Consider the following 20852-nt stretch of genomic DNA (forward strand, 5'->3'; position numbering starts at 1 on the left):
CACCGACAGTCCAGGCTGCTCAGGGCGTGGGCGGCCGGCGTTCGGCCGGGGAGAGCAGCAGGATCTCCAGGGCCCGCGCGCAGGAGCGGGCCTGCGCCAGGAACCAGTCGGTGCGCGCGTCGGTGATCACGGACGGGGTGGCCCGGACCGCCAGGGCGAAGCGGGCATGACCGGCGCCGTCCAGGACCGGCACCGCCAGGGTCCGCACCCCGTGGGCCGACTCCCCGTCGTTGAGCGCGTAGGCGTCGGACCGTACCTTCGCCAACTCGTCCTCCAGGGCCGCCGGTTCGACGATCGTACGGTCGGTGAAGGCGGGCAGCGGGGGCAGCGACGAGGGCCCGCCCTCGCCCGGCCGGGCCCAGGCCAGCAGGACCTTGCCGAGCGCGGTGGAGTGCAGAGGTCTGCGCAGTCCCACCTTCGGGGTGACCGAGCCGCCCGCGACGATCACCGCATGGGGGCCGCTGCGCAGTGCCAGGTCGGCGGTGGCGCCGGTGCGCTCGGCGAGATCGGCGAGTTCGGGGGCGGCCAGATGCAGACCGCGCTGGTGGTACGAGAGCCTGCCCAGCTCGGTCACGGCCGGGCCCAGCCGGTAGCGGGACGTACGGGCGTCCTGCTCCAGGAAGCCCGCGCCGAGCAGGGTGCGGGCCAGACGGTGTGCCGTGGAGACGGAGAGCCCGAGACGGCGGGCGAGGTCGGAGGCGCTGACGTCGGGGCCGTTGTCGTGGAAACAGTGCAGGACGTCCAGGGCGCGCTGCACCGCCTGCGCTCCGCCGGGAGAACGCACTGCCGTGGCCTCGGTCATATCGGTCCACTCTCCGCTCGTGAGGGTGTGCGGGGGCATACGGTTGCCACATTACGGGAGTTGAGGACCCGGAGAGCCGCGTGGTGAAACACTGTGTTCACACTGAATCCCACATCATGGGAAGCGAGTTGTGGGACGGCCTCGGTGCGTGGCAGTCTGCAGCACGTCAGCAACGACGAGCAGAAGGGAGCAGTGCCATGGCCGACCGCCGAACCGCGACAACCGCCCGCACCGCCCCGGTCCTGCTCGCCCTGACGCTGCGCCGTCACATAGACCTGGCACGGGTCTCCAGCGCCGCCTGTCGCTGACCCCTCCCCTTCGCGTTTCCCTTTCCCTCCTCCCCCCGCCGCGCTCCGGCGCGGCCGGGGCCTCGGCCGTACCCGGTGTCCGCATTCCGGCGTACGCGCCACGCCACGACACCCTCCGCTTCGTCGACCCTTCGGGAAGTCCTCCATGACGCATGCCGTCCTGCCCCGGACGCTCTGGTTCACCCGCTGTCCCGTCCCCACCGCGACCGGCATCGCCGCCGATCGCGGCTGGCTCACCGAAGAGTTCGCCCCCGACGGCATCACGGTGCGGTCCCTCCAGGACGCCGCGCCCGGTGCCGACCGGTCCGCCCACTTCACCCACGCCCTGCCGGGCCTGTTCCGCGAAGGCGGCAACGTACCCGCCCTGTGGGCCCGTTCACGCGGGGAACGGACCCGGCTGATCGGTCTCACCTGGATCGAGGAACGCCAGGCCGTACTCGTCGGACCCGGTTCCGGAATCCGGGGCGTCGAGGCCCTGCGCGGGCTGCGGCTCGCCGTTCCGGTCCACGACATCGCCATCGACTTCTGGCGGGCCATGGCCCTGCGCGGCTTCGAGGGCGCGCTCGCCGCCGCCGGACTCGTACCGGACGACGTCACGTTCGTCGACGTACCCGCCGCCGGACACCCGGGCCAGTGGGCCGCCGAACTGGCGGCACTGCGGCGCGGTGACGTCGACGCCGTGTACGTGAAGGGCGCGCTGGCCGTCGAGGCCGCCCGGCGGGTGGGGGCGGAGGTCGCTGTCGAACTCGACGAACTGGCCGACCGCCGGTTCCGGATCAACAACGGCACCCCGCGCCCCATCACCGTCCACCAGCAGCTCCTCGACGACCACCCCGGCCTCGTCGACCGCTTCCTTGCCGTCCTGCTCGGGGCCGCCGACTGGGCCACCGGACAGCCCGCCGAGGTCGCCCGGATCCTCGGTGCCGAGACCGGCGCGGGCGCCGACGGAGTCGCCGGGGCCTATCGGCCGGGCACCCATCTCACCCTCCACCCCGACCTCTCCCCGGACCGTCTGGCCCTGCTCGCCGAGCAGGAGGCCGGGCTGCGTGCCCACGGTTTCCTGCCCGAACCCGTCGACATCACCTCCTGGGCCGACCCCGAACCGCTGCGCCGCGCCACCGCACTGGCCGCCTCCCGTTCCGCCCACCGCGCTTTCGCCCCTGAGTTGTGAGGACCCCCGACACCATGAACCTGCCCCGACCACTGCGCACCGCCGCCGCCCCCGCGCTCCTCACGGCCACCGCCCTGATCGCCCTCACCGCCTGCGGCTCGTCCGAGGCCGCCGGCGGCGGATCCGGAGCCGGCGGCACGGTCGAGATCCGCATCCCCGACCCCGGCAACTCCGGGGTGCTCGCCCTCGGCAAGAAGGACGGCAGCCTCGACAAGGCGCTCGCCAAGGCCGGCGCCAAGGTGCGCTGGACCGGCAGCGCGGGGCCCTTCGCCCCCGCCGCCCAGGCGATGAACGCCGACCAGCTCGACATCGCCACCGGCTCCATCACCTCCGGCATCACCTCGCTCGCCCAGCGCCCCGGCTTCAAGTTCTTCACCGCGGTCGACCCGGACGCGGCCGGCGAGGGCATCCTCGTCAAGAACGGCGCCGGCATCGCATCGGTCAAGGACCTGGTCGGGAAGAAGGTCGCCGTCAACCAGGGCGGCACCGGCGAGTACCTGCTGCTGAAGGCCCTCGCCAAGGCCGGCATCCCCGCCGACGAGGTCAAGCGGGTCTATCTGCGGCCCGACCAGACGGCCGCCGTCTTCAACGCGGGCAAGGTCGACGCCTGGGCCGTCTGGGCGACCTACGCCGTGGCCGAGATCGGCAGCGGCAAGGCGCACTTCGTCGCCGACGGCGCCGCGATCGGCTCCGACAACTACAGCCTCAACGCCGTGCGCACCGGCTTCGCCGAGCAGCACCCCGAGATCGTCAAGGCGCTCTACCAGTACCTCCACGACGCCAGCGCCAAGGAGAAGCAGGACCCGGCCGCGTACCTCAACGTCTTCACGGACGTCGGGCCGACCGCCGTCACCGGCAGGGCGAAGGAGGTCCAGACCGAGTTCACCCGCAAGGGCGGCACGGTCGACCCCATCGGAGCCGGGGACATCGAGCGCTTCGAGGCCGTCGCCGCCTTCTACGCCGAGCAGAAGGTCACCACGGACAAGGTCGACGTCGCCGCCCACCTCCTCGACATCGAGAAGCTGAAATGAGCGACACCGGCCTCCATCCGGGCCTCGTCCGGCCCCGCCCCCAGCGGCGCAGGGCCCGCAGCCGGACCTACTCCGCGACCGTCCGGACACTCGGCCCGCTCGCGCTCCTCGTCCTGTGGTGGGCGGCGTCCGCCACCGGACTCCTCACCCCCGACGTCCTCGCCTCGCCCGCCGAAGTACTGCGCGCAGTGGGGGAGTTGTGGGGCAACGGACAACTTCCCGACGCCCTGACCACCTCCCTGACCCGCTCCGCACTCGGTCTCCTCATCGGGCTCGCCGCCGGGCTGGTCCTCGGCATCACCACCGGATTCACCCGGCTCGGCGACGAACTCCTCGACTCCTCCATCCAGACCCTGCGCACCATCCCGTTCCTCTCCCTGGTCCCCCTGTTCATGGTCTGGTTCGGGATCAACGAGACCGCGAAGATCCTCCTCATCGCCGTCGCCACCACCTTCCCGATGTACGTGTCCACATCGAGCGGGGTGCGCAACACCGACCCCAAACTCATCGAGGCCATGCGCAGCTTCGGCATGGGACGGCTCGCCCTCGTGCGCGAGGTCGTCCTGCCCGGAGCCCTGCCGTCGCTGCTCGCCGGGCTGCGGCTCTCCATGACCCTCAGCGTCATCGCGCTGATCGCCGCCGAGGAGATCAACGCCACCGCCGGCATCGGCTATCTGATGTCCCAGGCACAGAGCTACGCCCGCACCGACATCCTCGCCGTCTGCATCCTCGTCTACGGACTTCTGGGCCTCACCGCCGACGTCGTCGTACGGCTGCTGGAACGCCTGCTGATGCCCTGGCGCACCCCACAGGGAGCCACCCGATGACCGACCGCCATCCTCGACCAGCCGTACGGGTACGGGAGCTGCGGCGCGTGTTCGGCGACCGCGCCGTCCTCGACGGACTCCGACTCGACATCGCGCGGGGCGAGTTCGTCGCCCTGCTCGGCGCGAGCGGAAGCGGCAAGACGACCCTGCTGCGCATCCTGGGCGCACTCGACGCGGCCGACGCCGGAGAGGTCCTCGTCCCCGAGGCCCGCACCGTCGTCTTCCAGGAACCCCGCCTCGTACCCTCGAAGAAGGTCCTCGCCAATGTGACGGTCGCCCTGCCGCGCGGCCGCTACGGAGACGGACTGCGGGCCCTGGCCGAAGTCGGCCTGGAACGGCACGCCGACGCCTGGCCCGCCACCCTCTCCGGCGGCGAGGCCCAGCGCGTCGCCCTGGCCCGCGCCCTGGTCCGCGAACCCGAACTGCTGCTGCTCGACGAGCCGTTCGCCGCGCTCGACGCCCTGACCCGGCTCAGGATGCAGGACCTGGTGGGAGAGCTGTGCCGCAAGCACCGGCCCGCCGTCCTCCTCGTCACCCACGACGTGGACGAGGCCGTACGGCTCGCCGACCGGGTCGCCGTCCTGCGCGACGGCCGGCTGATCACCGACGAACCGGTCACTGTCGACCGGCCGCGCGACCCCGGTGATCCCGCCTTCGGAGCCCTGCGCCGCAGGCTCCTCGACGACCTCGGGGTCGAGACGACCCCGCACCCCGCAAAGTCCCCCGAACGTACCGAAGTCGGAGTGATCTGAATGACCATCACCATCGGTGTGCACAGCAGCAACCCGTCGCTCTACCACCTGTACCACCTCTCCCGTCTCGGCCTCGCCCAGGAGGAGCTGGCCCCGCTCGGCGAGAACGTCGTCTTCCACCCGTACACCAACGGCGTCCGCACCGGCGAACTCCTCAGCCGGGGCGTCATCGACTTCGGCGGCACCGGCTCGACCCCGCCGGTCACCGCCCAGGCAGCCGGCCATGACATCGTCTACACCGCCGTCTCGGCCCCGCGCCCCGAACACGGCGCGCTCCTCGTCCCCGAGGACAGCCCCGTGCACACGGTCGCCGACCTCAAGGGCACCACCGTCCACCTCGCCATCGGCTCCTGGCAGACCCACCTCATCGCCAAGGCCCTCGACGACGCCGGGCTCTCCTACGCCGACGACATCACCGCCGTCCGCAGCACCGACGACAGCGAGGAGCTGCTGCGCACCGGCGCCATCGCCGCCTGGGTGGCCCAGGGAGCCCAGCTCGCCGCAGCCCGCCGCACCGGCGGGCTGCGCACCCTGATCCGCACCGGCGACGTCATCACAGACCGCTCCGTCTTCTTCGCCCGCCGTGACCTCGCCGAGAGCCGCCCCGAGGTGATCGAGGCGCTCACCCGCGCCCTGAGGCGCGCCGACGACTGGGCGGCCGCCAACCCCCGCCGGGCGGCCGAGATCGCCGCCGCCGACCTCGGCGGATCCGCCGACGACTGGGAGACCGCGCTGCGCGCCCTGCCCTGGAGGATCGAGCCCGTCACCGACGCCTTCATCGCCGAGCAGCAGGAAGCGGCCGACATCTTCCACCGCACCGGCTTCATCGACCGCCCGGTCACCGTCGCCGACGCCCTGGCCGGCACCGGCGCCGACAAGGCGGCGTGACGACATGGCGACCGAAGTCCTCTGGTACATCATCCCGCGCGAAGGCGCCTACCCCTGGGAACCCGAAGGGCGGCGGCCGGTCGACCTCGGCTACCTCGCCCAGCTCGCCGGCACGGTCGAACGCCTCGGCTACAGCGGTGCGTTGCTCGCCACCGACCTGTACGACGTATGGCCGCTCGGCAGCGCGCTGGCGGCCTCCACCAGCACCCGGTTCAAGCCACTGCTGGCCGTCCATCCCGGTCTGATCTCGCCCACCCTGCTCGCCAAGATGGCCCTCAGTTTCGACCGCCTCTTCGGCGGCCGGCTCCGCTTCAACGTCGTCAACGGCTCGACGAAGTCCCTCCAGGAGTACGGGCTCCACGTGGAGCACGACGAACGGTACGAACTGAGCGCCGAGTACTGGTCGATCGTGAAGCGGCTCACCGCCGGTGAGGTCTTCGACCACAAGGGCCGCTTCTACGACCTGAAGAACGCGGGCGCGTCCTTCAGGGAGCTGAAGCCGGTCCAGGAGTCGCACATCCCGCTCTGGTTCGGCGGCTCGTCCGACCCCGGCATTGAGATGGCGGCCGAGCATGTCGATGTCTACCTCACCTGGGGAGAACCCCCGCACCTGCTCAAGGAGAAGCTGGACAGGGTCAGGGCACGGGCAGCCGCGTACGGTCGCACGCTCAGGATCGGGCTCCGCCTCCACCTCATCGTCCGCGACACGGAGGACGAGGCATGGGCGGCGGCCGACCGGCTCCTCGACGTGACGAGCGACGCGACGTACGCCAGGCAGCTCGGCGACCGGGTGGGGGAGGACGGCGTGGGCTGGCAGCGCCAGTTCCGCCAGCACGGCGGCAAGGTCCCCGCGCACGCCCGCGAGCTGGAGGAGCACCCCAACATGTGGCCGGGCATGAGCCTGTTCCGCCCGGGCCCCGGCACGGCGGTCGTCGGTTCCACGGCCCAGGTCGTCGAGCGCCTCGGGGAGTTCCAGGACCTGGGCGTCGACACCTTCATCCTCTCCGGCAACCCGCTGCTGGAGGAGGCCTACCGGGTGGCGGAGACCGTGCTCCCCGCACTGGGCGTCAAGCGCTGACCGAGGCGGGTGCCCCGGGCGCGGGCTGCGGGCGGCGGTACCCGGTGCGAGACTCGGAACGTCGGGAAGGCTCCCGCAGCCCGCAGCCCGGGCATCGTCGAAGGAGCAGGACATGCTCACCACCCGTTACGCCGACGGAGCGCCCAGCTGGACCGATCTGGGCACCCCCGATCTCGACGGTGCCGTCGAGTTCTACACCGGCCTCTTCGGCTGGGAGTTCGTGGCCGGAGGCCCGGAGACCGGTGGGTACGGCACGTTCACGCTGGACGGGAAGACGGCCGGCGGGGCGATGACGGTCACCGAGGAGCAGGGGGAGCCGTCCTGGTCGGTCTATTTCCGGTCGTCGGACGCCGACGCCACGGCGCAGACGGTCGAGCGGGCCGGCGGCACCGTGCCGTTCCCTCCGATGGACGTCCTGGACCTCGGCAGGATGGCCGGATTCAAGGACCGGGCGGGGGCCTTCTTCGGTATCTGGCAGCCGGGGAAGAACCCGGGCCTGGGGGTGGTGGGTGTCCCGGGCAGCCTGTGCTGGGCCGAGCTGTACACCCCGGACGTGCCCGCGGCCGCCGCGTTCTACGACGCGGTCTTCGGATGGGAGACCGCCCTGACGCCGATCCCCGGCGGTGGCGGGTCCTACACGGTGATCCGGACCGGGGGCGGCGGCGAGGAGGCGGGCTTCGGCGGCCTCGTACCGCTCAACGCGATGGCGACCAGGGCGGTGGCCGGATCGCACTGGCTGCCGTACTTCGAGGTCGAGGACTGCGACGCGGCGGTGGCGGAAGTGGAGCGGCTGGGCGGCAAGCTGAGCCTGGAACCGATGGAGATGGAAGGCGTGGGGAAAATCGCGCATGCCGCCGATCCGGACGGGGCAGAATTCGCCCTGATCACGAGCGCGACGGCGTCGCAGACCTGACCGGAACTCATCGGCGCGCCGCATTGATGAGGCGTTGATCAGTCGTTTATCGCGACCAGGCACTGTGGACGCATGCTGATCAACACCGCGGACGACCCCGCACTCGCCTGGCAGGAGACCGCGCTGTGCGCCCAGGCGGGGCCCGAGTTCTTCTTCCCCGCTCCCGGCAGCTCGACCCGTGAGGCCAAGCGGCTCTGCAACGCCTGCGAGGGGCGCGTGGCCTGCCTGGAGTACGCCCTCGCCAACGACGAGCGCTTCGGTGTATGGGGCGGGCTCTCCGAGAAGGAGCGGGAACGGCTGCGCAGGACAGGCCGCGGCTGAGGCATCAGGGCCGGCCTGGGACGATGTCCGTATGAATGATCACGACCGGGACAGCCTGCTCGCGGCGGCCGTGCGGCTGCGCACCGATGGCCATCGGGAGGAGGCGCGGCAGCGGCTGCTCTGCCTCGCCGCCGACTTCCCGGCGGATGCGGAGATCGCCTACCAGACCGCCTGGGCGCACGATGTGCTCGGCCTTGAGGCCGAGGCGGTGCCGTTCTACGAACGCTGCCTGGCCGGGCCAGGGCTGTCGGAGGAGGACCGCAGGGGCGCGCTGCTCGGCCTCGGGAGTACGTACCGGGTGCTCGGCCGGCACGACAAGGCCGTCGAGGTGCTGCGTGAGGGGGCCGGGCGGTTCCCGGACGACGGGGCGCTGCGGACGTTTCTCGCCATGGCCCTGTTCAACACCGGTGCGCACCACGAAGCCATGCGCTTGCTGCTGGAGCTGCTCGCGGCCGGCAGCACGGACCCGTATGTGCGCCAGTACCGGGCGGCGATCGAGCACTATGCGCGGGACCTGAACGAAACGCTGTGAGAGGGGCGCGGACGTCGGTCCGCCGGGGCCGCCGGACGGGGCGTACTGCGGTGCCCGTCCGGCGGGGCGGCGGCCTTCGCGGGCGTCAGGCGCCGGCGCGCGCGGCCATCCGGGCCTTGCGGGCGGCGAGCTTCTCGTCGAACTTCGCCGCCTCGCTGTCGAGGCCGCCCATGTACAGACCCAGCTCTTCCTGCGCCTTCAGGCCGTCGGGGCCCAGGCCGTCGATGGAGAGGACCTTGAGGTAGCGCAGCACGGGCTGGATCACGTCGTCGTGGTGGATGCGCATGTTGTAGATCTCGCCGATCGCCATCTGCGCGGCGGCCCGCTCGAAGCCCGGCATGCCGTGGCCGGGCATCCGGAAGTTGACGACGACGTCGCGCACGGCCTGCATCGTCAGGTCCGGGGCCAGTTCGAAGGCCGCACCGAGCAGGTTGCGGTAGAAGACCATGTGCAGGTTCTCGTCGGTGGCGATCCGCGCCAGCATGCGGTCGCAGACCGGGTCGCCCGACTGGTGGCCGGTGTTGCGGTGCGAGACACGGGTGGCCAGCTCCTGGAAGGCGACGTACGCCACGGAGTGCAGCATCGAGTGCCGGTTGTCCGACTCGAAGCCCTCCGCCATGTGCGCCATCCGGAACTGCTCCAGCTTGTCCGGGTCGACCGCCCGTGAGGTGAGCAGGTAGTCACGCATCACGATGCCGTGCCGGCCCTCCTCCGCGGTCCAGCGGTGCACCCACGTGCCCCAGGCGCCGTCGCGGCCGAAGAGGGAGGCGATCTCGTGGTGGTAGCTGGGGAGGTTGTCCTCGGTCAGCAGGTTCACCACCAGCGCGATCTTGCCGATGTCGGTGACCTTGGACTGGTCGGCCTGCCAGGCCTCACCGTCCTCGAAGACGCCGGGGAAGTTCCGCCCGTCGGAGAACGGGACGTACTCGTGGGGCATCCAGTCCTTGGCGACCTTGAGATGGCGGTTGAGCTCCTTCTCCACCACCTCTTCCAGGGCGTACAGCAGCTGGGCGTCGGTCCACGCCTTGGGGCTGCCGAGGTGGGGAGCGGTGATCGTCACGGGGAACTCCTGGGGACGGGAGAATTACCTACGGACACGTAGGTTACGAGACCGTAGGTTAAAGCGGGGGTAAGCCCACCGCCAAGCCCGCTCTCCCGATGCCCCGTTATATGACGTTATGTACGCATGCCAGGGCCGGCCGGCCCCGGTCGCGGGTGCTCTGAGCTGTCGGCGTACTCGGAGCTGACGCTTGCGGGGGCACGGGTGCGTTCGGCGCGCGGTCAGAGCAGGTGGTCCGCCGCGCCGGACTTCACCGCGGAGATCAGTGCCCGCAGCGCCTCCATGGAGTCGCTGACATAGGTGGTGGCGTCCGTGGTGGAGCCGATGTAGGCCCGGCCCCGGTCGTCGATCCCGAAGCGGAAGCAGTTGGCGCCCTCGCTGCAGAAGGCCTCGTCCCAGCAGATGTCGGTCATGGTCACTCTCCTCAGAGGTCATGGGCTATGGATCGGATGAAGTCGCGCGATTCCCCCACGGGCAGTGCGAGCGTGCGCAGACGCTCCAACAGGCCCCGGTAGCGGCGTAGTTGCATGTCGGAGTCCAGCAGCATCGAACCATGCGAGGAATCGAGCTGTACGGTGTCGAGTTGCGGCACCGCTGCGCCCACATAGGTGAACGACTGCCCGGCGCCCGGGAAACCGCCGGCCGCGAACGGGACCACCCGGACCGTGATCCGGTCCCGCTCGGACTGCTCGACGATGTGGTCCAGCTGGCCCCGCGCCACCTTCGGGCCGCCGAACTGCATGCGCAGCGCCGCCTCGTGGATCACCGACTCGTACATCGGCGGGAGATCCCGTTTCAGTACCTCCTGGCGGCGCAGCCGCAGCGAGAGCCGGGCCATCAGATCGGGTCCGGGAAGCTGCGGATCGGCGGTGTCGAAGACCGCCCGCGCATGCTCCTCGGTCTGGAGCAGGCCGGGGATGTGCGTGGTGGTGGAGGTGGTCAGCTCCTCCGCGTGGTACTCGATTTCGGCGATGTCGAGCAGCGCCGGCAGCAGTAGTCCGCGATGCTCCTCCCACCAGCCCCTGGCGCGCTCCTGCGCCATCGTGGCGAGCAGGTCGACCAGCCCGGTGTCCGGGCAGCCGTAGTTGAAGGCGAGGGTGCGGACCCGCTCGGGGCTGATGCCGAAGCGCCCGGACTCGATGTTCGGGATGCGGGTGCGGTCGACGCCGAGCAGTGCGGCGGCCTGCTGGACCGACATGCCCGACTGCTCGCGCAGCTTGCGCAGTTCGTACCCGAGTCGCTGCTGCCGGGCGGTCGGGGTGCTTCTGGGCGGCAAGGGGTTCCTTCCGGGGGAGGGTGGAAATGACCGGATCAGCACAAGTAGTAGCACTGTGCTCCTGGGTGCGCTACGGTCGGTAGCGCAAGTCTCACACGGGGCGACTGCGCCTACGTGTGATTGTCACCACAATTACCGAAATGTGAGCATCTTGATGAAGGGCGCACTGCGTCGTCTCCCGGCGGTCGCATCTGCCGGCCCCCACCCGCCGGTGGTTGACAACCTGAGTTATTCGTTCGCGTTGCCCGGCGGCGCCTTCTGCGCCGGACTCGCACGCGGTGCCGTCGGTGATCTCCTGACCCGGCACGGTCTTGCGGAGCTTCGTGAGACAGCTGTACTCGCCGCCTCCGAACTGGTCGCGACCGCCTACCGGTTCACCCCGGACCGGGAGATGCTGCTGCGGGTGCACTGGCAGTTCGACGCACTCCGTATCACCCTCTACGACCAGCACCCGTCCCACGGCTCGGCCGTGAAGTCCGAGGAGTGCCGGGAGCGGCGCAGCGGCAGTATGTGGCTGCTGGCCGCCGCGGTCGACGCGCACGGAGGGGACTGGGGGCTTGCGCCCGCGCTGACCGCCTCCGGCGGCTGCAAGGCCTGGGCCTTACTCCACAGGTGATCCCGGCACCGGCGGGTCACCCGGGGGCCTGGTCACCCCCCGACGGAGCCGGACCGCCGGCGGCGAGGTCAGCAGGGCCCGCCGAGCAGCTCGGCCAGACCGCGGTCGAGATCCAGGAACCGGTGCTCGTCGCCGGCCGGCACCATTTCCTGTGCCCGCCCCAGGAACCGGCGCAGCTCCGCCGTGCGGACGTGCACCATCGCGATTCCCTCGGCGGCATGGAACTCCAGGACCGTACGGTCGTAGCCGAACGGCCTGACGCGTACGTCCCCGACGCCGGCCGCCCCGTCCATCCCCGCTGCCAGCAGCTCGCGGGAGAACTCCCAGGCGACCTCGGTGCCTTCCAGGGTCGCCGGGGCGGGGAACGCCATGCGGACGGTGAACGGATCCTTCGGGTCGTACTGAAGAGTGGCGGGAAGGGTCTCCATCCGCGGCGCGGATGCGACCATGCGGGCCTGCACGGACTGCTGGATGACGGTGGACAAGACCTGCTCCCTTTCTCGGCCAGATGAACGGTTCCCGGCACTGATACAGACGACCGAAGTCCCTCATCCGTGCACCGAAAGGCGGCGTGAGCTGTGTCACCGCCCCTCGCGCGCGGCCACTTCCCGGCGGCGCGCCCTGGACTGGGCACAGCGCGTGGGCTAGCTTCCAGCGCCATGAGGGTCAAGGGGAAGACGAGACGACTGATGTCATGGGGACTCTGTGCCGCGGCGCTGACCGCGACACTGGCCACACCGGCGGCCGCGGCCGCTCCGTGGGACCGGCACCGCCCCGGTGAGCGTCCGGTCTGGACGCTCACCGATACCGGAACCGACGCACGCTTCCGCGGACTTGCCGCCGTCGACCGTCGCACCGCCTGGGTCGCGGGTTCCGGGGGAACGGTGCTGCGCACCACCGACGGCGGCCGGCACTGGCGCGACGTGGCACCGCCCGGTGCGGCGCGGGAGGCGCTGGAGTTCCGCGACATCGAGGCCTTCGACGCCCGGCGCGCGGTGGCGCTGGCGATCGGGGAGGGCGAGGCCTCCCGGGTGTTCCGCACGGACGACGGGGGAGCGACCTGGACGGAGTCGTTCCGCAACACCGACGCGCGCGCCTTCTACGACTGCCTCACCTTCTTCGACAGCAGGCACGGGCTGGCGATGAGCGACCCCGTGGACGGGAAGTACCGCATCCTGTCCACCGCGGACGGCGGCCGGAACTGGCGGGTGCTGCCCACCGAGGGCATGCCGGTGGCGCAGGACGGTGAGGCCGGATTCGCCGCCAGTGGCCAGTGCCTGGTCTCGTCGGGGCCCCGGGACGTCTGGCTGGCGACCGGCGGCGCCGCCACCGCACGGGTGCTGCACTCCGCCGACCGGGGGCTGACCTGGACCGCGGCCGAATCGACGATCCCGGCAGGCGACCCGGCCCGCGGCGTCTTCGGCCTGGCCTTCCGCGACCGCAACCACGGCATCGCGGTCGGCGGCGACTACCGGGCCGGCGAGCCGTCGCCGGACGCCGCGGCCGTGACGGGCGACGGCGGCCGCTCCTGGCGGCAGGCCACCACCCCGCCGGCCGCCTACCGCTCGGGCGTCGCCTGGCTGCCGCACAGCAGGTCCGGCGCGCTGGCGGTCGGCCCGACCGGCACCGACCTCACGACGGACGGCGGCCGCACCTGGCGCACGGTCGACACCGGCTCGTACGACACCGTCGACTGCACACCGGACGGCGGCTGCTGGGCGGCGGGCGAAAAGGGAAGAGTGGCGCGCGCGGGGCACTGAGCCCGTTCCGCGCGCTCTTCGCACCCCCCCGGAGCGGGCTCCGCGCCGGGGGGAGTGCTCTGCTATCCGGGCAACTGCTGGCGGTACGGGGCGAGTCCGTCCGCGGTCTTCGTCGCGATGAACTCCGTGATCCGGTACGCGCACACCCCCTGCGTCGTGAACGGGTCCTCCGCGGTGATCCTCTCGATGCGCTCGCGGTCGTCCCCGACTGCCAGGATCACCCCGCCGTCGCGCGGATTCTTGCGGCCCGACGCGATGAACACCCCGGCCGCGTACTGCGTGTCCAGCCAGGCGACATGGTCCTGGAGCAGCGCGTCGACGCGCTCGACCGGGGCGGTGTAGGTCAGTTCGAGTACAAACATGATCGCCAGGCTACGGGACGGGTCCCGGCGGACGGCCGGTCCCGCCCGCGGCCCGGCCGTCCGCCGTGGGCGCCGCCCTGCCGGTTGCCTAGACTCGACTCCACCATGACAAACCTTGCGATGCCCGCCGACGAGGCCGAAGCCCGAGCCGTCCAGGACGCGTTGCGCGCCCGCGTGGTGCTCGACGAACCCGGTCCGCCGCCCGGCACCGGCCGGGTCACGGGGGTCGATGTCGCCTACGACGACGAGCGCGATGTCGTCGTCGCGGCGGCGGTCGTCCTCGACGGGGCGACCTTGGACGTGGTCGCCGAGACGACCGCCGTCGGCCGGATCACCTTCCCGTACGTCCCCGGCCTCCTCGCCTTCCGGGAGATCCCGACCGTGCTGGCCGCGCTCGAATCCCTCCCGGTCGACCCCGGACTCGTGGTCTGTGACGGATACGGCCGGGCGCACCCGCGCCGTTTCGGGCTCGCCAGCCACCTCGGGGTGCTCACCGGTCTCCCCGTGATCGGCGTCGCCAAGAACCCGTTCACCTTCTCGTACGAGCAGCCGGGCCCGCACCGCGGCGACCGGTCGCCGCTGCTCGACGGCGAGGAGGAAGTGGGCCGGGCGCTGCGCACCCAGGAGGGTGTCAAACCCGTCTTCGTCTCCGTCGGACACCGGACGAGCCTGGACAACGCCTGCGCCCACACCCTGTTGCTGGCCCGTGACTTCCGTCAGCCGGAGACCACCCGCAGGGCCGACTCGCTCTGCCGGAAGGCCCTGCGGGAGGCGACCACCTGAGTACGCGTACGGATTCCGTTTGCCGATCATGACCGGCAAGCTGGTACACATGAACGAACATCGAACGTCCACGCGACCCGGCACCGTCTATCTCGCTCAGCGCAGGGTCGCGGTGGGGATGACACTCGGCATGATCGCGGGGGTGGTCTGGGCCGTCTCGATGATCTGCACGCTGGTGTCCTGGGCGCTCTGAGCCCGGCGTGATCCGGACGAGAGGCCCTGGATGTGCTGGTCCGGCCCCTGGGCGTTGAGCAGGGCGCGCCAGGTGGTCTCGTCCCCGACACCCGTCACGGGCAGGTTCCGGGACTCCTGGAACTCCTTCAGGGACCGCATGGTCGCGGGGGTGTAGGTACCGGTGCTGTCGGTCGGCACCCCGGCGTGGTGCACCAGGTACTGCACCGCCGTGACGGCGTCGGGCTTCGTCGTGCGCGAGTCGACCGTGACGATCAGCAACGGCCAGGTGTCCTTTCCGACCTTGCCGTCCGGGGTCAGGCCATGAGCGGCCTGGAACTCCTTGACGGCACCGGCCGTGGCCGGACCGTAGTCGGCGTCGACCTTCACGTCGAAGCCGTTCGCGCGCAGCAGCAGCTGCACTGTACGCGCCTTCCAGAGCACGTCGCCCTTGCGGGCGAGCGGCCAGTCCGTGCCTTCCGACGGCCGGGCCGACACGTGCGCCGTGCCCTTGGCGTCGCTCTGGTGGCCGGCCGGTGCCAGCCACCACACGGAACAGCCCAGCGCGAGCAGGAGAAGCGACGCGACGGCGAGGGACGGGAACCTGACGGGGGAGCGGCCCCGCCAACGGGCCGCCGCGTCGAGACCGCCGGCCGGCCCGGCGGGCGCCGGCGCCGGGCCGGCCGCCACCGCCGCCGGGCGCTTCCCGGCCGCCAGCGCCAGGGCGAGCGCCCGGTCCAGGTCACCGGCCGGGGCCCGCAGCACCGAGTGCAGCTGCTCGACGATCCGGCACGGGGCGTTGGAGGCGTGAGCGGGATTCAGATAGCGCGACAGGGTGGTCTGGTCGATCCCCAGCCGCTTGGCGAGGGACTGCTGAGTGGGTTTCTCACGTCCGTCGCGCGCCGACGACTCCCACCAGTTCCTCAGTAACCCGGCGAGTGCCCGCCCCGGCTGTTCCTCGCGACCCGCCACAGTGTTGTCCGTCATCGTTCTTCCCCGACTCTCTGTGTGCATAGCCACAGGTCAGAGCCCTGCATCGGGAGCATGCCCGGGTGCGTCGACCTGCGGGACGCAGATCGTAGTGAAAGCGCCGGTCCGTGCCGCGCAGCCGGGGAGCCCGCGAAGCGGTGCCGTGGCCCGCTCCCCCGGGGAACGAGGAGACAGGGGCATGCCCCCGACGTCACCCGAACGAGTGGGCGCCGTGTGCCGGGCCTCGGTTCAGCGCGCGGAGGCGACCCGGAAGCGCATACCGGCCGAGCGCAGCCGCTCCAGCAGTGCGTCACCCATCGCGGCGGCCGTGGTGACCTGCCCCGAGGTCGGCGGGAGCTCGTCCAGGGCGAGACAGAGCGCGGACTGGGCGAGCATCTTCGCGGTCTCGTCGTAGCCGGGATCCCCGCCCGAGACCTCGGTGAGGACCCGGTGCCCGCCGCCCGTACCGACGAAGCGCACGGTGAACCAGCTGCGCCGCCGGCGCTCCGTGTCCGGCCCCCTGCCCGGCTCGTACCGGTCCATCAGCCAGGACCGGGCCGCCGGGATCTGTGCGGCGCCCATGAGCGCGCCGGCCGCGGCCGTGCCGCCGAGGGCCACCGGCAGATGGCGTACCGAGGCGAAGTGGCGGTAGCGGAAGTCGGGGCCGTAGCGGTCGAGTGCCCGCGCCGAGCGCCGGACGACCTGCGGGTCCAGCGTCGGCAGCGGGAGCGCCCAGGTGCCGGTCTCCGTGCTGAAGTGCGGGGCGCCGAGCGGGGCGCGGGCCCGGCGGGCGACCAGCCGCGGTTCGTGCAGCCGGCGTTCCCGGGCGGCTCGCAGCAGCCGCGGGCCGCGGCCCATCGCGGTGAGCGCCGAGGCGAACGTACCGCCGGAGAAGACGGCGTTGCTGCGCACGAAGCCGTCGACCGTCAGCGGCACCCCCCGCGGCAGTTGCTGGACGGTGAAGTACACCCCGAGGTCGTGCGGTACGGAGTCGAAACCGCAGGCGTGCACGATCCGGGCGCCGGTCTCGCGGGCCCGCACGTCGTGCTCCAGATACATCCGGTCCACGAACTCGGCCTCACCGGTGAGGTCCGTGTAGTCCGTCCCCGCCTCGGCGCAGGCGGCGACCAGCTTCTCGCCGTACCAGACATAGGGGCCCACCGTGGTGGCCACCACATGGGCGGACTCGGCGAGTTCGCGCAGCGAGTGCTCGTCGTCGGCGTCGGCGTGCAGCAACGGGAGGTCGGCGCAGCGCGGCTCGATCACGGCGAGACGCTCGCGCAGACGTTCCAGCTTGGCCCGGTTCCGCCCGGCCACGGCCCAGCGGAAGCCGGAGGGAGCGTGGACGGCCAGGTATGCGGCGGTGAGGGCGCCCACGAAACCGGTGGCGCCGAAGAGAACCACGTCATAGGGGCGTTGTGCCCCGTTCTGCCTGTTCACGAGTGCCTCCGCGGGGGCCGGGTGCCGATGTGGCAGGCAGAGGCTAGCGGAGCGGTTCGTGGCGGTGTGCGGCAGGGCGGCCCCGGTGGGGGAGGATCCCGGAGAAGGAACTAAGCGCTTGCTCGGCCGAAGGGGTTGTGCGGAGCGCGGTGCGTTCTTAGCATCATCGATGTTACATCAGTTGTGTCATACCGCTGGGGGCTTGATGGCAACGACAGAGCACGGCCCGCTGGCAGGGGTGCGGGTGGTCGAACTGGCCGGCATCGGACCCGGCCCGTTCGCCGCGATGCTCCTGGCCGACCTCGGCGCCGATGTCGTCAGGGTCGACCGGCCCGGCGGCGCGGGGCTGGGCATCGACCCCGCGTACGACCTCACCAACCGCAACAAGCGCTCCGTGCTCATCGACCTCAAGGCCGAGGGCGGAGCCGCCAGGGTGCTCGATCTGGCCGCGCGCGCCGACATCCTGATCGAGGGATACCGGCCGGGCGTCGCCGAACGCCTCGGCGTCGGACCCGATGCCGCGCTGGCCCGCAATCCGCGGCTCGTCTACGGGCGGATGACCGGCTGGGGCCAGGACGGACCACTGGCCGAGCGGGCCGGTCACGACATCTCCTACATCGCGCTCACCGGCACCCTCTCCATGATCGGCAAGCCCGGCGAGCCGCCCACCGTCCCGGCCAACCTCGTCGGCGACTACGCGGGCGGCTCGCTCTATCTCGTCGTCGGCGTGCTCGCCGCCCTCCAGCACGCCCGCACCCCCGGCGGCCGGGGCCAGGTCGTGGACGCGGCGATCGTCGACGGCGCCGCCCATCTCGCCATGATGATCCACGGGATGCTGGCGGCCGGCGGCTGGCAGGACCGGCGCGGCTCCAATCTCCTGGACGGCGGCTGCCCGTTCTACGGCACGTACGAGACCGCCGACGGCCAGTACATGGCGGTCGGTCCGCTGGAGCAGCGGTTCTACGAGGAGTTCCGCAGGCTCCTCGGGATCGGGGACGAAGCCCCGGACCGGGGCGACATCGGCCGTTGGGAGGAACTGCGCACCGTCGTCGCCGACCGGTTCCGGACCCGTACGCGCGCCGAGTGGACCGAGGTGTTCGAAGGGTCGGACGCCTGCGTCGCCCCCGTCCTCTCGCTCCGCGAGGCGCCGCACCACCCGCACCTCGCCGCCCGCTCCACCTTCGTCGAGCACGACGGGCTCATCCAGCCCGCGCCCGCGCCCCGCTTCTCCGCGACCCCCGTCTCCGTGCGCGGCGGGCCCGCGCGACCGGGCGCGGACACCGAGGCCGTCGCCGCCGACTGGGACGTACCCGGCATCGCCGGGCCGTGATCCCCGCCGGGCCCCGACCGGCCCGGCCCCTTCCCGCCCCGTCAAGAACCGGCCCCAGGAGGACCCCAGTGCAGCGGCAGATCTTCACCGAAGAGCACGACGCGTTCCGCGAGACCGTGCGCACCTTCCTCACCAAGGAGGTCCTCCCGCACTACGAGCAGTGGGAGAAGGACGGCATCGTCTCGCGCGAGGCCTGGCTCGCGGCCGGCCGGCAGGGGCTGCTGGGCCTCGCCGTACCCGAGGAGTACGGAGGCGGCGGCAACACCGACTTCCGGTACAGCGCCGTGCTCGCCGAGGAGTTCACCCGGGCCGGTGCGCCCGGCCTCGCGCTCGGGCTGCACAACGACATCATCGGCCCCTACCTCACCGGCCTCGGCACCGACGAGCAGAAGCGGCGCTGGCTGCCCGGTTTCTGCAGCGGCGAGACCATCACCGCCATCGCCATGACCGAACCCGGCGCCGGCTCCGACCTCCAGGGCATCCGCACCACCGCCGAGGACAAGGGCGACCACTGGCTGCTCAACGGGTCCAAGACCTTCATCTCCAACGGAATCCTCGCCGACCTGGTGGTCGTCGTGGCGAGGACCACCCCAGAGGGCGGCGCCAAGGGACTCTCGCTGATCGTCGTCGAACGCGGCGCGGAGGGCTTCGAACGGGGCCGCAACCTCGACAAGATCGGCCAGAAGTCCCAGGACACCGCCGAGCTGTTCTTCAACGACGTCCGCGTCCCCAAGGAGAACCTGCTCGGCGAGCGGGACGGCGCCTTCATCCACCTGATGACCAATCTCGCGCAGGAACGGATGGGCATAGCGGTCGCCGGGATCGCCGCGGCCGAACACCTGCTGGAGATCACCACGCGGTACGTCAAGGAGCGCGAGGCCTTCGGACGCCCGCTCTCCAAGCTCCAGCACATCAGGTTCGAGATCGCCGAGATGGCCACCGAGTGCGCCGTCACCCGCACCTTCCTGGACCGCTGCATCGTCGACCACTCCGACGGGACCCTCGACGCCGTGCACGCCTCGATGGCCAAGTGGTGGGCCACCGAGCTGCAGAAGCGCGTCGCCGACCGGTGCCTCCAACTCCACGGCGGATACGGCTACATGGCGGAATATCCGGTCGCCAAGGCGTTCACCGACGGCCGCATCCAGACCATCTACGGCGGCACGACCGAGATCATGAAGGAGATCATCGGCCGCTCGCTGCTCGCCTGACCCTGTCGCACAACCACCCCCGAAAGGCTGCTGTCTTGAGTACCGAAGCGTTTGTCTACGACGCGATCCGCACCCCTCGCGGCCGCGGCAAGGCCAATGGCGCCCTGCACGGCACCAAGCCGATCGACCTCGTCGTCGGCCTCATCCACGAGCTCCGCAGCCGCTTCCCCGGCCTCGACCCGGCGGCCGTCGACGACATCGTCCTCGGCGTGGTCAGCCCGCTCGGTGACCAGGGCTCCGACATCGCCCGGATCGCCGCCATCGCGGCAGGCCTCCCGGACACCGTCGCCGGCGTCCAGGAGAACCGCTTCTGTGCCTCCGGACTGGAAGCCGTCAACCTGGCCGCCGCCAAGGTCCGTTCGGGCTGGGAGGACCTGGTGCTGGCGGGCGGCGTCGAGTCGATGTCCCGGGTCCCGATGGGCTCCGACGGCGGCGCCTGGGCGATGGATCCGATGACCAACTTCGAGACCGGCTTCGCCCCGCAGGGCGTCGGCGCCGACCTCATCGCCACCATCGAGGGCTTCTCCCGCCGCGACGTCGACGAGTTCGCCGCCCTCTCCCAGGAACGTGCCGCCGAGGCGTGGAAGGAAGGCCGCTTCGCGCGCTCCGTCGTCCCCGTCAAGGACCGCAACGGCCTCGTCGTGCTCGACCACGACGAGCACATGCGGCCCGGCACCACCGCCGACTCGCTCGCCGCGCTCAAGCCCTCCTTCGCCGCGATCGGCGAGATGGGCGGCTTCGACGCCGTGGCGCTGCAGAAGTACCACTGGGTCGAGAAGATCGACCACGTCCACCACGCGGGCAACTCCTCCGGCATCGTCGACGGCGCCGCGCTCGTCGCGATCGGCAACAAGGAGGTCGGCGAGCGCAACGGGCTCACGCCGCGCGCCCGGATCGTCTCCGCCGCCGTCTCCGGCTCCGAGCCGACCATCATGCTGACCGGCCCCGCGCCCGCCACCCGCAAGGCCCTCGCCAAGGCCGGGCTGACCATCGAGGACATCGACCTCGTCGAGATCAACGAGGCGTTCGCCGGAGTCGTGCTCCGCTTCGCCCGGGACATGGACCTCCCGCTCGACAAGATCAACGTCAACGGCGGCGCCATCGCCCTCGGCCACCCGCTCGGCGCCACCGGCGCGATGATCCTCGGCACCCTCATCGACGAACTGGAGCGCCGCGACCGGCGGTACGGCCTCGCCACCCTCTGCGTCGGCGGCGGCATGGGCATCGCCACCGTCATCGAGCGTCTCTGAC

At 71.6% G+C, this 20852-nt stretch carries 24 protein-coding genes and 1 pseudogene; 17 read left to right on the forward strand and 8 right to left on the reverse strand.

Going from position 1 to position 20852, the window contains the following annotated elements:
* Positions 1–19: 19 nt before the first annotated feature.
* Positions 20–802: an IclR family transcriptional regulator gene (locus ACWCPY_RS17120; protein WP_451265689.1), complete on the reverse strand. Its 783-nt coding sequence runs from the start codon at positions 800–802 to the stop codon at positions 20–22.
* A 197-nt stretch (positions 803–999) separates the two neighbouring features.
* On the opposite strand from ACWCPY_RS17120, the gene ACWCPY_RS17125 reads away from it, so the two are divergent.
* The 10 genes from ACWCPY_RS17125 (at position 1000) to ACWCPY_RS17170 (ending at position 8623) form a co-directional block, all read left to right on the forward strand.
* Positions 1000–1110, forward strand: a complete 111-nt coding sequence (locus ACWCPY_RS17125) for a putative leader peptide (protein ID WP_451265691.1) — start codon at positions 1000–1002, stop codon at positions 1108–1110.
* 145 nt (positions 1111–1255) lie between these two features.
* On the forward strand, positions 1256–2281 hold the full coding sequence (locus ACWCPY_RS17130) for an ABC transporter substrate-binding protein (RefSeq protein WP_451265693.1): 1026 nt from the start codon (positions 1256–1258) through the stop codon (positions 2279–2281).
* A 14-nt stretch (positions 2282–2295) separates the two neighbouring features.
* On the forward strand, positions 2296–3312 hold the full coding sequence (locus ACWCPY_RS17135; protein ID WP_451265695.1) for an NrtA/SsuA/CpmA family ABC transporter substrate-binding protein: 1017 nt from the start codon (positions 2296–2298) through the stop codon (positions 3310–3312).
* Positions 3309–4139: an ABC transporter permease gene (locus ACWCPY_RS17140; protein WP_451265697.1), complete on the forward strand. Its 831-nt coding sequence runs from the start codon at positions 3309–3311 to the stop codon at positions 4137–4139. The genes ACWCPY_RS17135 and ACWCPY_RS17140 overlap by 4 nt, the downstream gene beginning before the upstream one ends.
* Positions 4136–4891: an ABC transporter ATP-binding protein gene (locus ACWCPY_RS17145; protein WP_451265699.1), complete on the forward strand. Its 756-nt coding sequence runs from the start codon at positions 4136–4138 to the stop codon at positions 4889–4891. Before ACWCPY_RS17140 ends, ACWCPY_RS17145 begins: the two co-directional genes overlap by 4 nt.
* The gene (locus tag ACWCPY_RS17150; protein WP_451265701.1) at positions 4892–5779 is read left to right on the forward strand and encodes an ABC transporter substrate-binding protein; all 888 of its coding nucleotides are present in this window, start codon (positions 4892–4894) and stop codon (positions 5777–5779) included. It begins immediately after the preceding gene.
* A 4-nt stretch (positions 5780–5783) separates the two neighbouring features.
* Positions 5784–6857: an LLM class flavin-dependent oxidoreductase gene (locus ACWCPY_RS17155; protein ID WP_451265703.1), complete on the forward strand. Its 1074-nt coding sequence runs from the start codon at positions 5784–5786 to the stop codon at positions 6855–6857.
* Between the two features lie 112 nt (positions 6858–6969).
* Positions 6970–7770, forward strand: a complete 801-nt coding sequence (locus ACWCPY_RS17160) for a VOC family protein (RefSeq protein WP_451265705.1) — start codon at positions 6970–6972, stop codon at positions 7768–7770.
* A gap of 72 nt (positions 7771–7842) precedes the next feature.
* Complete coding sequence (locus tag ACWCPY_RS17165; protein WP_451265707.1) at positions 7843–8091, forward strand: WhiB family transcriptional regulator; 249 nt, start codon at positions 7843–7845, stop codon at positions 8089–8091.
* 31 nt (positions 8092–8122) lie between these two features.
* Complete coding sequence (locus ACWCPY_RS17170) at positions 8123–8623, forward strand: tetratricopeptide repeat protein (protein ID WP_451265709.1); 501 nt, start codon at positions 8123–8125, stop codon at positions 8621–8623.
* Between the two features lie 85 nt (positions 8624–8708).
* Here ACWCPY_RS17170 and ACWCPY_RS17175 read toward each other — a convergent pair whose 3' ends face one another.
* The 3 genes from ACWCPY_RS17175 to ACWCPY_RS17185 all read right to left on the reverse strand — a co-directional run bounded on the left by ACWCPY_RS17175 (position 8709) and on the right by ACWCPY_RS17185 (position 10959).
* Positions 8709–9683 (reverse strand): acyl-ACP desaturase, encoded by a 975-nt coding sequence (locus ACWCPY_RS17175; protein ID WP_356087370.1) that lies wholly within the window; start codon positions 9681–9683, stop codon positions 8709–8711.
* Between the two features lie 221 nt (positions 9684–9904).
* Positions 9905–10096: a hypothetical protein gene (locus tag ACWCPY_RS17180; protein ID WP_451265711.1), complete on the reverse strand. Its 192-nt coding sequence runs from the start codon at positions 10094–10096 to the stop codon at positions 9905–9907.
* A gap of 11 nt (positions 10097–10107) precedes the next feature.
* Complete coding sequence (locus ACWCPY_RS17185) at positions 10108–10959, reverse strand: helix-turn-helix domain-containing protein (protein ID WP_451265713.1); 852 nt, start codon at positions 10957–10959, stop codon at positions 10108–10110.
* Between the two features lie 142 nt (positions 10960–11101).
* Between ACWCPY_RS17185 and ACWCPY_RS17190 the strand changes: the two genes are divergently transcribed.
* Positions 11102–11575, forward strand: a complete 474-nt coding sequence (locus ACWCPY_RS17190; protein ID WP_451265715.1) for an ATP-binding protein — start codon at positions 11102–11104, stop codon at positions 11573–11575.
* 68 nt (positions 11576–11643) lie between these two features.
* On the opposite strand, the gene ACWCPY_RS17195 is transcribed toward ACWCPY_RS17190, so the two are convergent.
* Entirely contained in the window at positions 11644–12060 is a 417-nt protein-coding gene (locus ACWCPY_RS17195; protein WP_362450737.1) for a spore wall synthesis regulator SsgD, read from the reverse strand.
* 174 nt (positions 12061–12234) lie between these two features.
* Here ACWCPY_RS17195 and ACWCPY_RS17200 point away from each other — a divergent pair, with 174 nt between their 5' ends.
* Positions 12235–13335: a WD40/YVTN/BNR-like repeat-containing protein gene (locus ACWCPY_RS17200; protein ID WP_451265717.1), complete on the forward strand. Its 1101-nt coding sequence runs from the start codon at positions 12235–12237 to the stop codon at positions 13333–13335.
* Between the two features lie 62 nt (positions 13336–13397).
* On the opposite strand, the gene ACWCPY_RS17205 is transcribed toward ACWCPY_RS17200, so the two are convergent.
* Positions 13398–13697 carry a YciI family protein gene (locus tag ACWCPY_RS17205; RefSeq protein WP_451265719.1) on the reverse strand — a complete coding sequence of 100 codons (300 nt, stop codon included), beginning with the start codon at positions 13695–13697 and terminating at the stop codon, positions 13398–13400.
* Between the two features lie 105 nt (positions 13698–13802).
* On the opposite strand from ACWCPY_RS17205, the gene ACWCPY_RS17210 reads away from it, so the two are divergent.
* Both ACWCPY_RS17210 and ACWCPY_RS17215 read left to right on the forward strand, forming a co-directional pair.
* Positions 13803–14480, forward strand: a complete 678-nt coding sequence (locus tag ACWCPY_RS17210) for an endonuclease V (RefSeq protein WP_451265721.1) — start codon at positions 13803–13805, stop codon at positions 14478–14480.
* Positions 14481–14529: 49 nt separating this feature from the next.
* Positions 14530–14607, forward strand: a pseudogene (locus ACWCPY_RS17215) (hypothetical protein); the annotation flags it as partial.
* Here ACWCPY_RS17215 and ACWCPY_RS17220 read toward each other — a convergent pair.
* Both ACWCPY_RS17220 and ACWCPY_RS17225 read right to left on the reverse strand, forming a co-directional pair.
* Positions 14577–15638 carry a peptidoglycan-binding protein gene (locus ACWCPY_RS17220; protein WP_451265723.1) on the reverse strand — a complete coding sequence of 354 codons (1062 nt, stop codon included), beginning with the start codon at positions 15636–15638 and terminating at the stop codon, positions 14577–14579. The pseudogene ACWCPY_RS17215 and the gene ACWCPY_RS17220 sit on opposite strands and share 31 nt — an antisense overlap.
* A gap of 231 nt (positions 15639–15869) precedes the next feature.
* Complete coding sequence (locus tag ACWCPY_RS17225; RefSeq protein WP_451265725.1) at positions 15870–17060, reverse strand: saccharopine dehydrogenase family protein; 1191 nt, start codon at positions 17058–17060, stop codon at positions 15870–15872.
* 205 nt (positions 17061–17265) lie between these two features.
* Between ACWCPY_RS17225 and ACWCPY_RS17230 the strand changes: the two genes are divergently transcribed.
* The 3 genes from ACWCPY_RS17230 (at position 17266) to ACWCPY_RS17240 (ending at position 20851) form a co-directional block, all read left to right on the forward strand.
* Positions 17266–18390, forward strand: a complete 1125-nt coding sequence (locus ACWCPY_RS17230; protein ID WP_451265727.1) for a CaiB/BaiF CoA transferase family protein — start codon at positions 17266–17268, stop codon at positions 18388–18390.
* A gap of 68 nt (positions 18391–18458) precedes the next feature.
* A complete protein-coding gene (locus ACWCPY_RS17235) occupies positions 18459–19601 on the forward strand; it encodes an acyl-CoA dehydrogenase family protein (RefSeq protein ID WP_451265729.1) in 1143 nt (380 codons plus the stop codon).
* Between the two features lie 35 nt (positions 19602–19636).
* Positions 19637–20851: an acetyl-CoA C-acetyltransferase gene (locus ACWCPY_RS17240; RefSeq protein WP_451265731.1), complete on the forward strand. Its 1215-nt coding sequence runs from the start codon at positions 19637–19639 to the stop codon at positions 20849–20851.
* Position 20852 lies beyond the last annotated feature (1 nt).

The organism is Streptomyces sp. NPDC002403 (assembly GCF_053593015.1).

What these genes read in the sequence shown, in the direction of transcription:
- ACWCPY_RS17210 (WP_451265721.1), top strand. Translation starts at nt 13,803, where the DNA reads ATGACAAACCTTGCGATGCCCGCCGACGAGGCCGAAGCCCGAGCCGTC.
- ACWCPY_RS17205 (WP_451265719.1), bottom strand. Translation starts at nt 13,697, where the DNA reads ATGTTTGTACTCGAACTGACCTACACCGCCCCGGTCGAGCGCGTCGAC.
- ACWCPY_RS17140 (WP_451265697.1), top strand. Translation starts at nt 3,309, where the DNA reads ATGAGCGACACCGGCCTCCATCCGGGCCTCGTCCGGCCCCGCCCCCAG.
- ACWCPY_RS17200 (WP_451265717.1), top strand. Translation starts at nt 12,235, where the DNA reads ATGAGGGTCAAGGGGAAGACGAGACGACTGATGTCATGGGGACTCTGT.
- ACWCPY_RS17230 (WP_451265727.1), top strand. Translation starts at nt 17,266, where the DNA reads ATGGCAACGACAGAGCACGGCCCGCTGGCAGGGGTGCGGGTGGTCGAA.
- ACWCPY_RS17120 (WP_451265689.1), bottom strand. Translation starts at nt 802, where the DNA reads ATGACCGAGGCCACGGCAGTGCGTTCTCCCGGCGGAGCGCAGGCGGTG.
- ACWCPY_RS17180 (WP_451265711.1), bottom strand. Translation starts at nt 10,096, where the DNA reads ATGACCGACATCTGCTGGGACGAGGCCTTCTGCAGCGAGGGCGCCAAC.
- ACWCPY_RS17135 (WP_451265695.1), top strand. Translation starts at nt 2,296, where the DNA reads ATGAACCTGCCCCGACCACTGCGCACCGCCGCCGCCCCCGCGCTCCTC.
- ACWCPY_RS17220 (WP_451265723.1), bottom strand. Translation starts at nt 15,638, where the DNA reads ATGACGGACAACACTGTGGCGGGTCGCGAGGAACAGCCGGGGCGGGCA.
- ACWCPY_RS17155 (WP_451265703.1), top strand. Translation starts at nt 5,784, where the DNA reads ATGGCGACCGAAGTCCTCTGGTACATCATCCCGCGCGAAGGCGCCTAC.
- ACWCPY_RS17145 (WP_451265699.1), top strand. Translation starts at nt 4,136, where the DNA reads ATGACCGACCGCCATCCTCGACCAGCCGTACGGGTACGGGAGCTGCGG.
- ACWCPY_RS17160 (WP_451265705.1), top strand. Translation starts at nt 6,970, where the DNA reads ATGCTCACCACCCGTTACGCCGACGGAGCGCCCAGCTGGACCGATCTG.
- ACWCPY_RS17130 (WP_451265693.1), top strand. Translation starts at nt 1,256, where the DNA reads ATGACGCATGCCGTCCTGCCCCGGACGCTCTGGTTCACCCGCTGTCCC.
- ACWCPY_RS17125 (WP_451265691.1), top strand. Translation starts at nt 1,000, where the DNA reads ATGGCCGACCGCCGAACCGCGACAACCGCCCGCACCGCCCCGGTCCTG.
- ACWCPY_RS17170 (WP_451265709.1), top strand. Translation starts at nt 8,123, where the DNA reads ATGAATGATCACGACCGGGACAGCCTGCTCGCGGCGGCCGTGCGGCTG.
- ACWCPY_RS17150 (WP_451265701.1), top strand. Translation starts at nt 4,892, where the DNA reads ATGACCATCACCATCGGTGTGCACAGCAGCAACCCGTCGCTCTACCAC.
- ACWCPY_RS17165 (WP_451265707.1), top strand. Translation starts at nt 7,843, where the DNA reads ATGCTGATCAACACCGCGGACGACCCCGCACTCGCCTGGCAGGAGACC.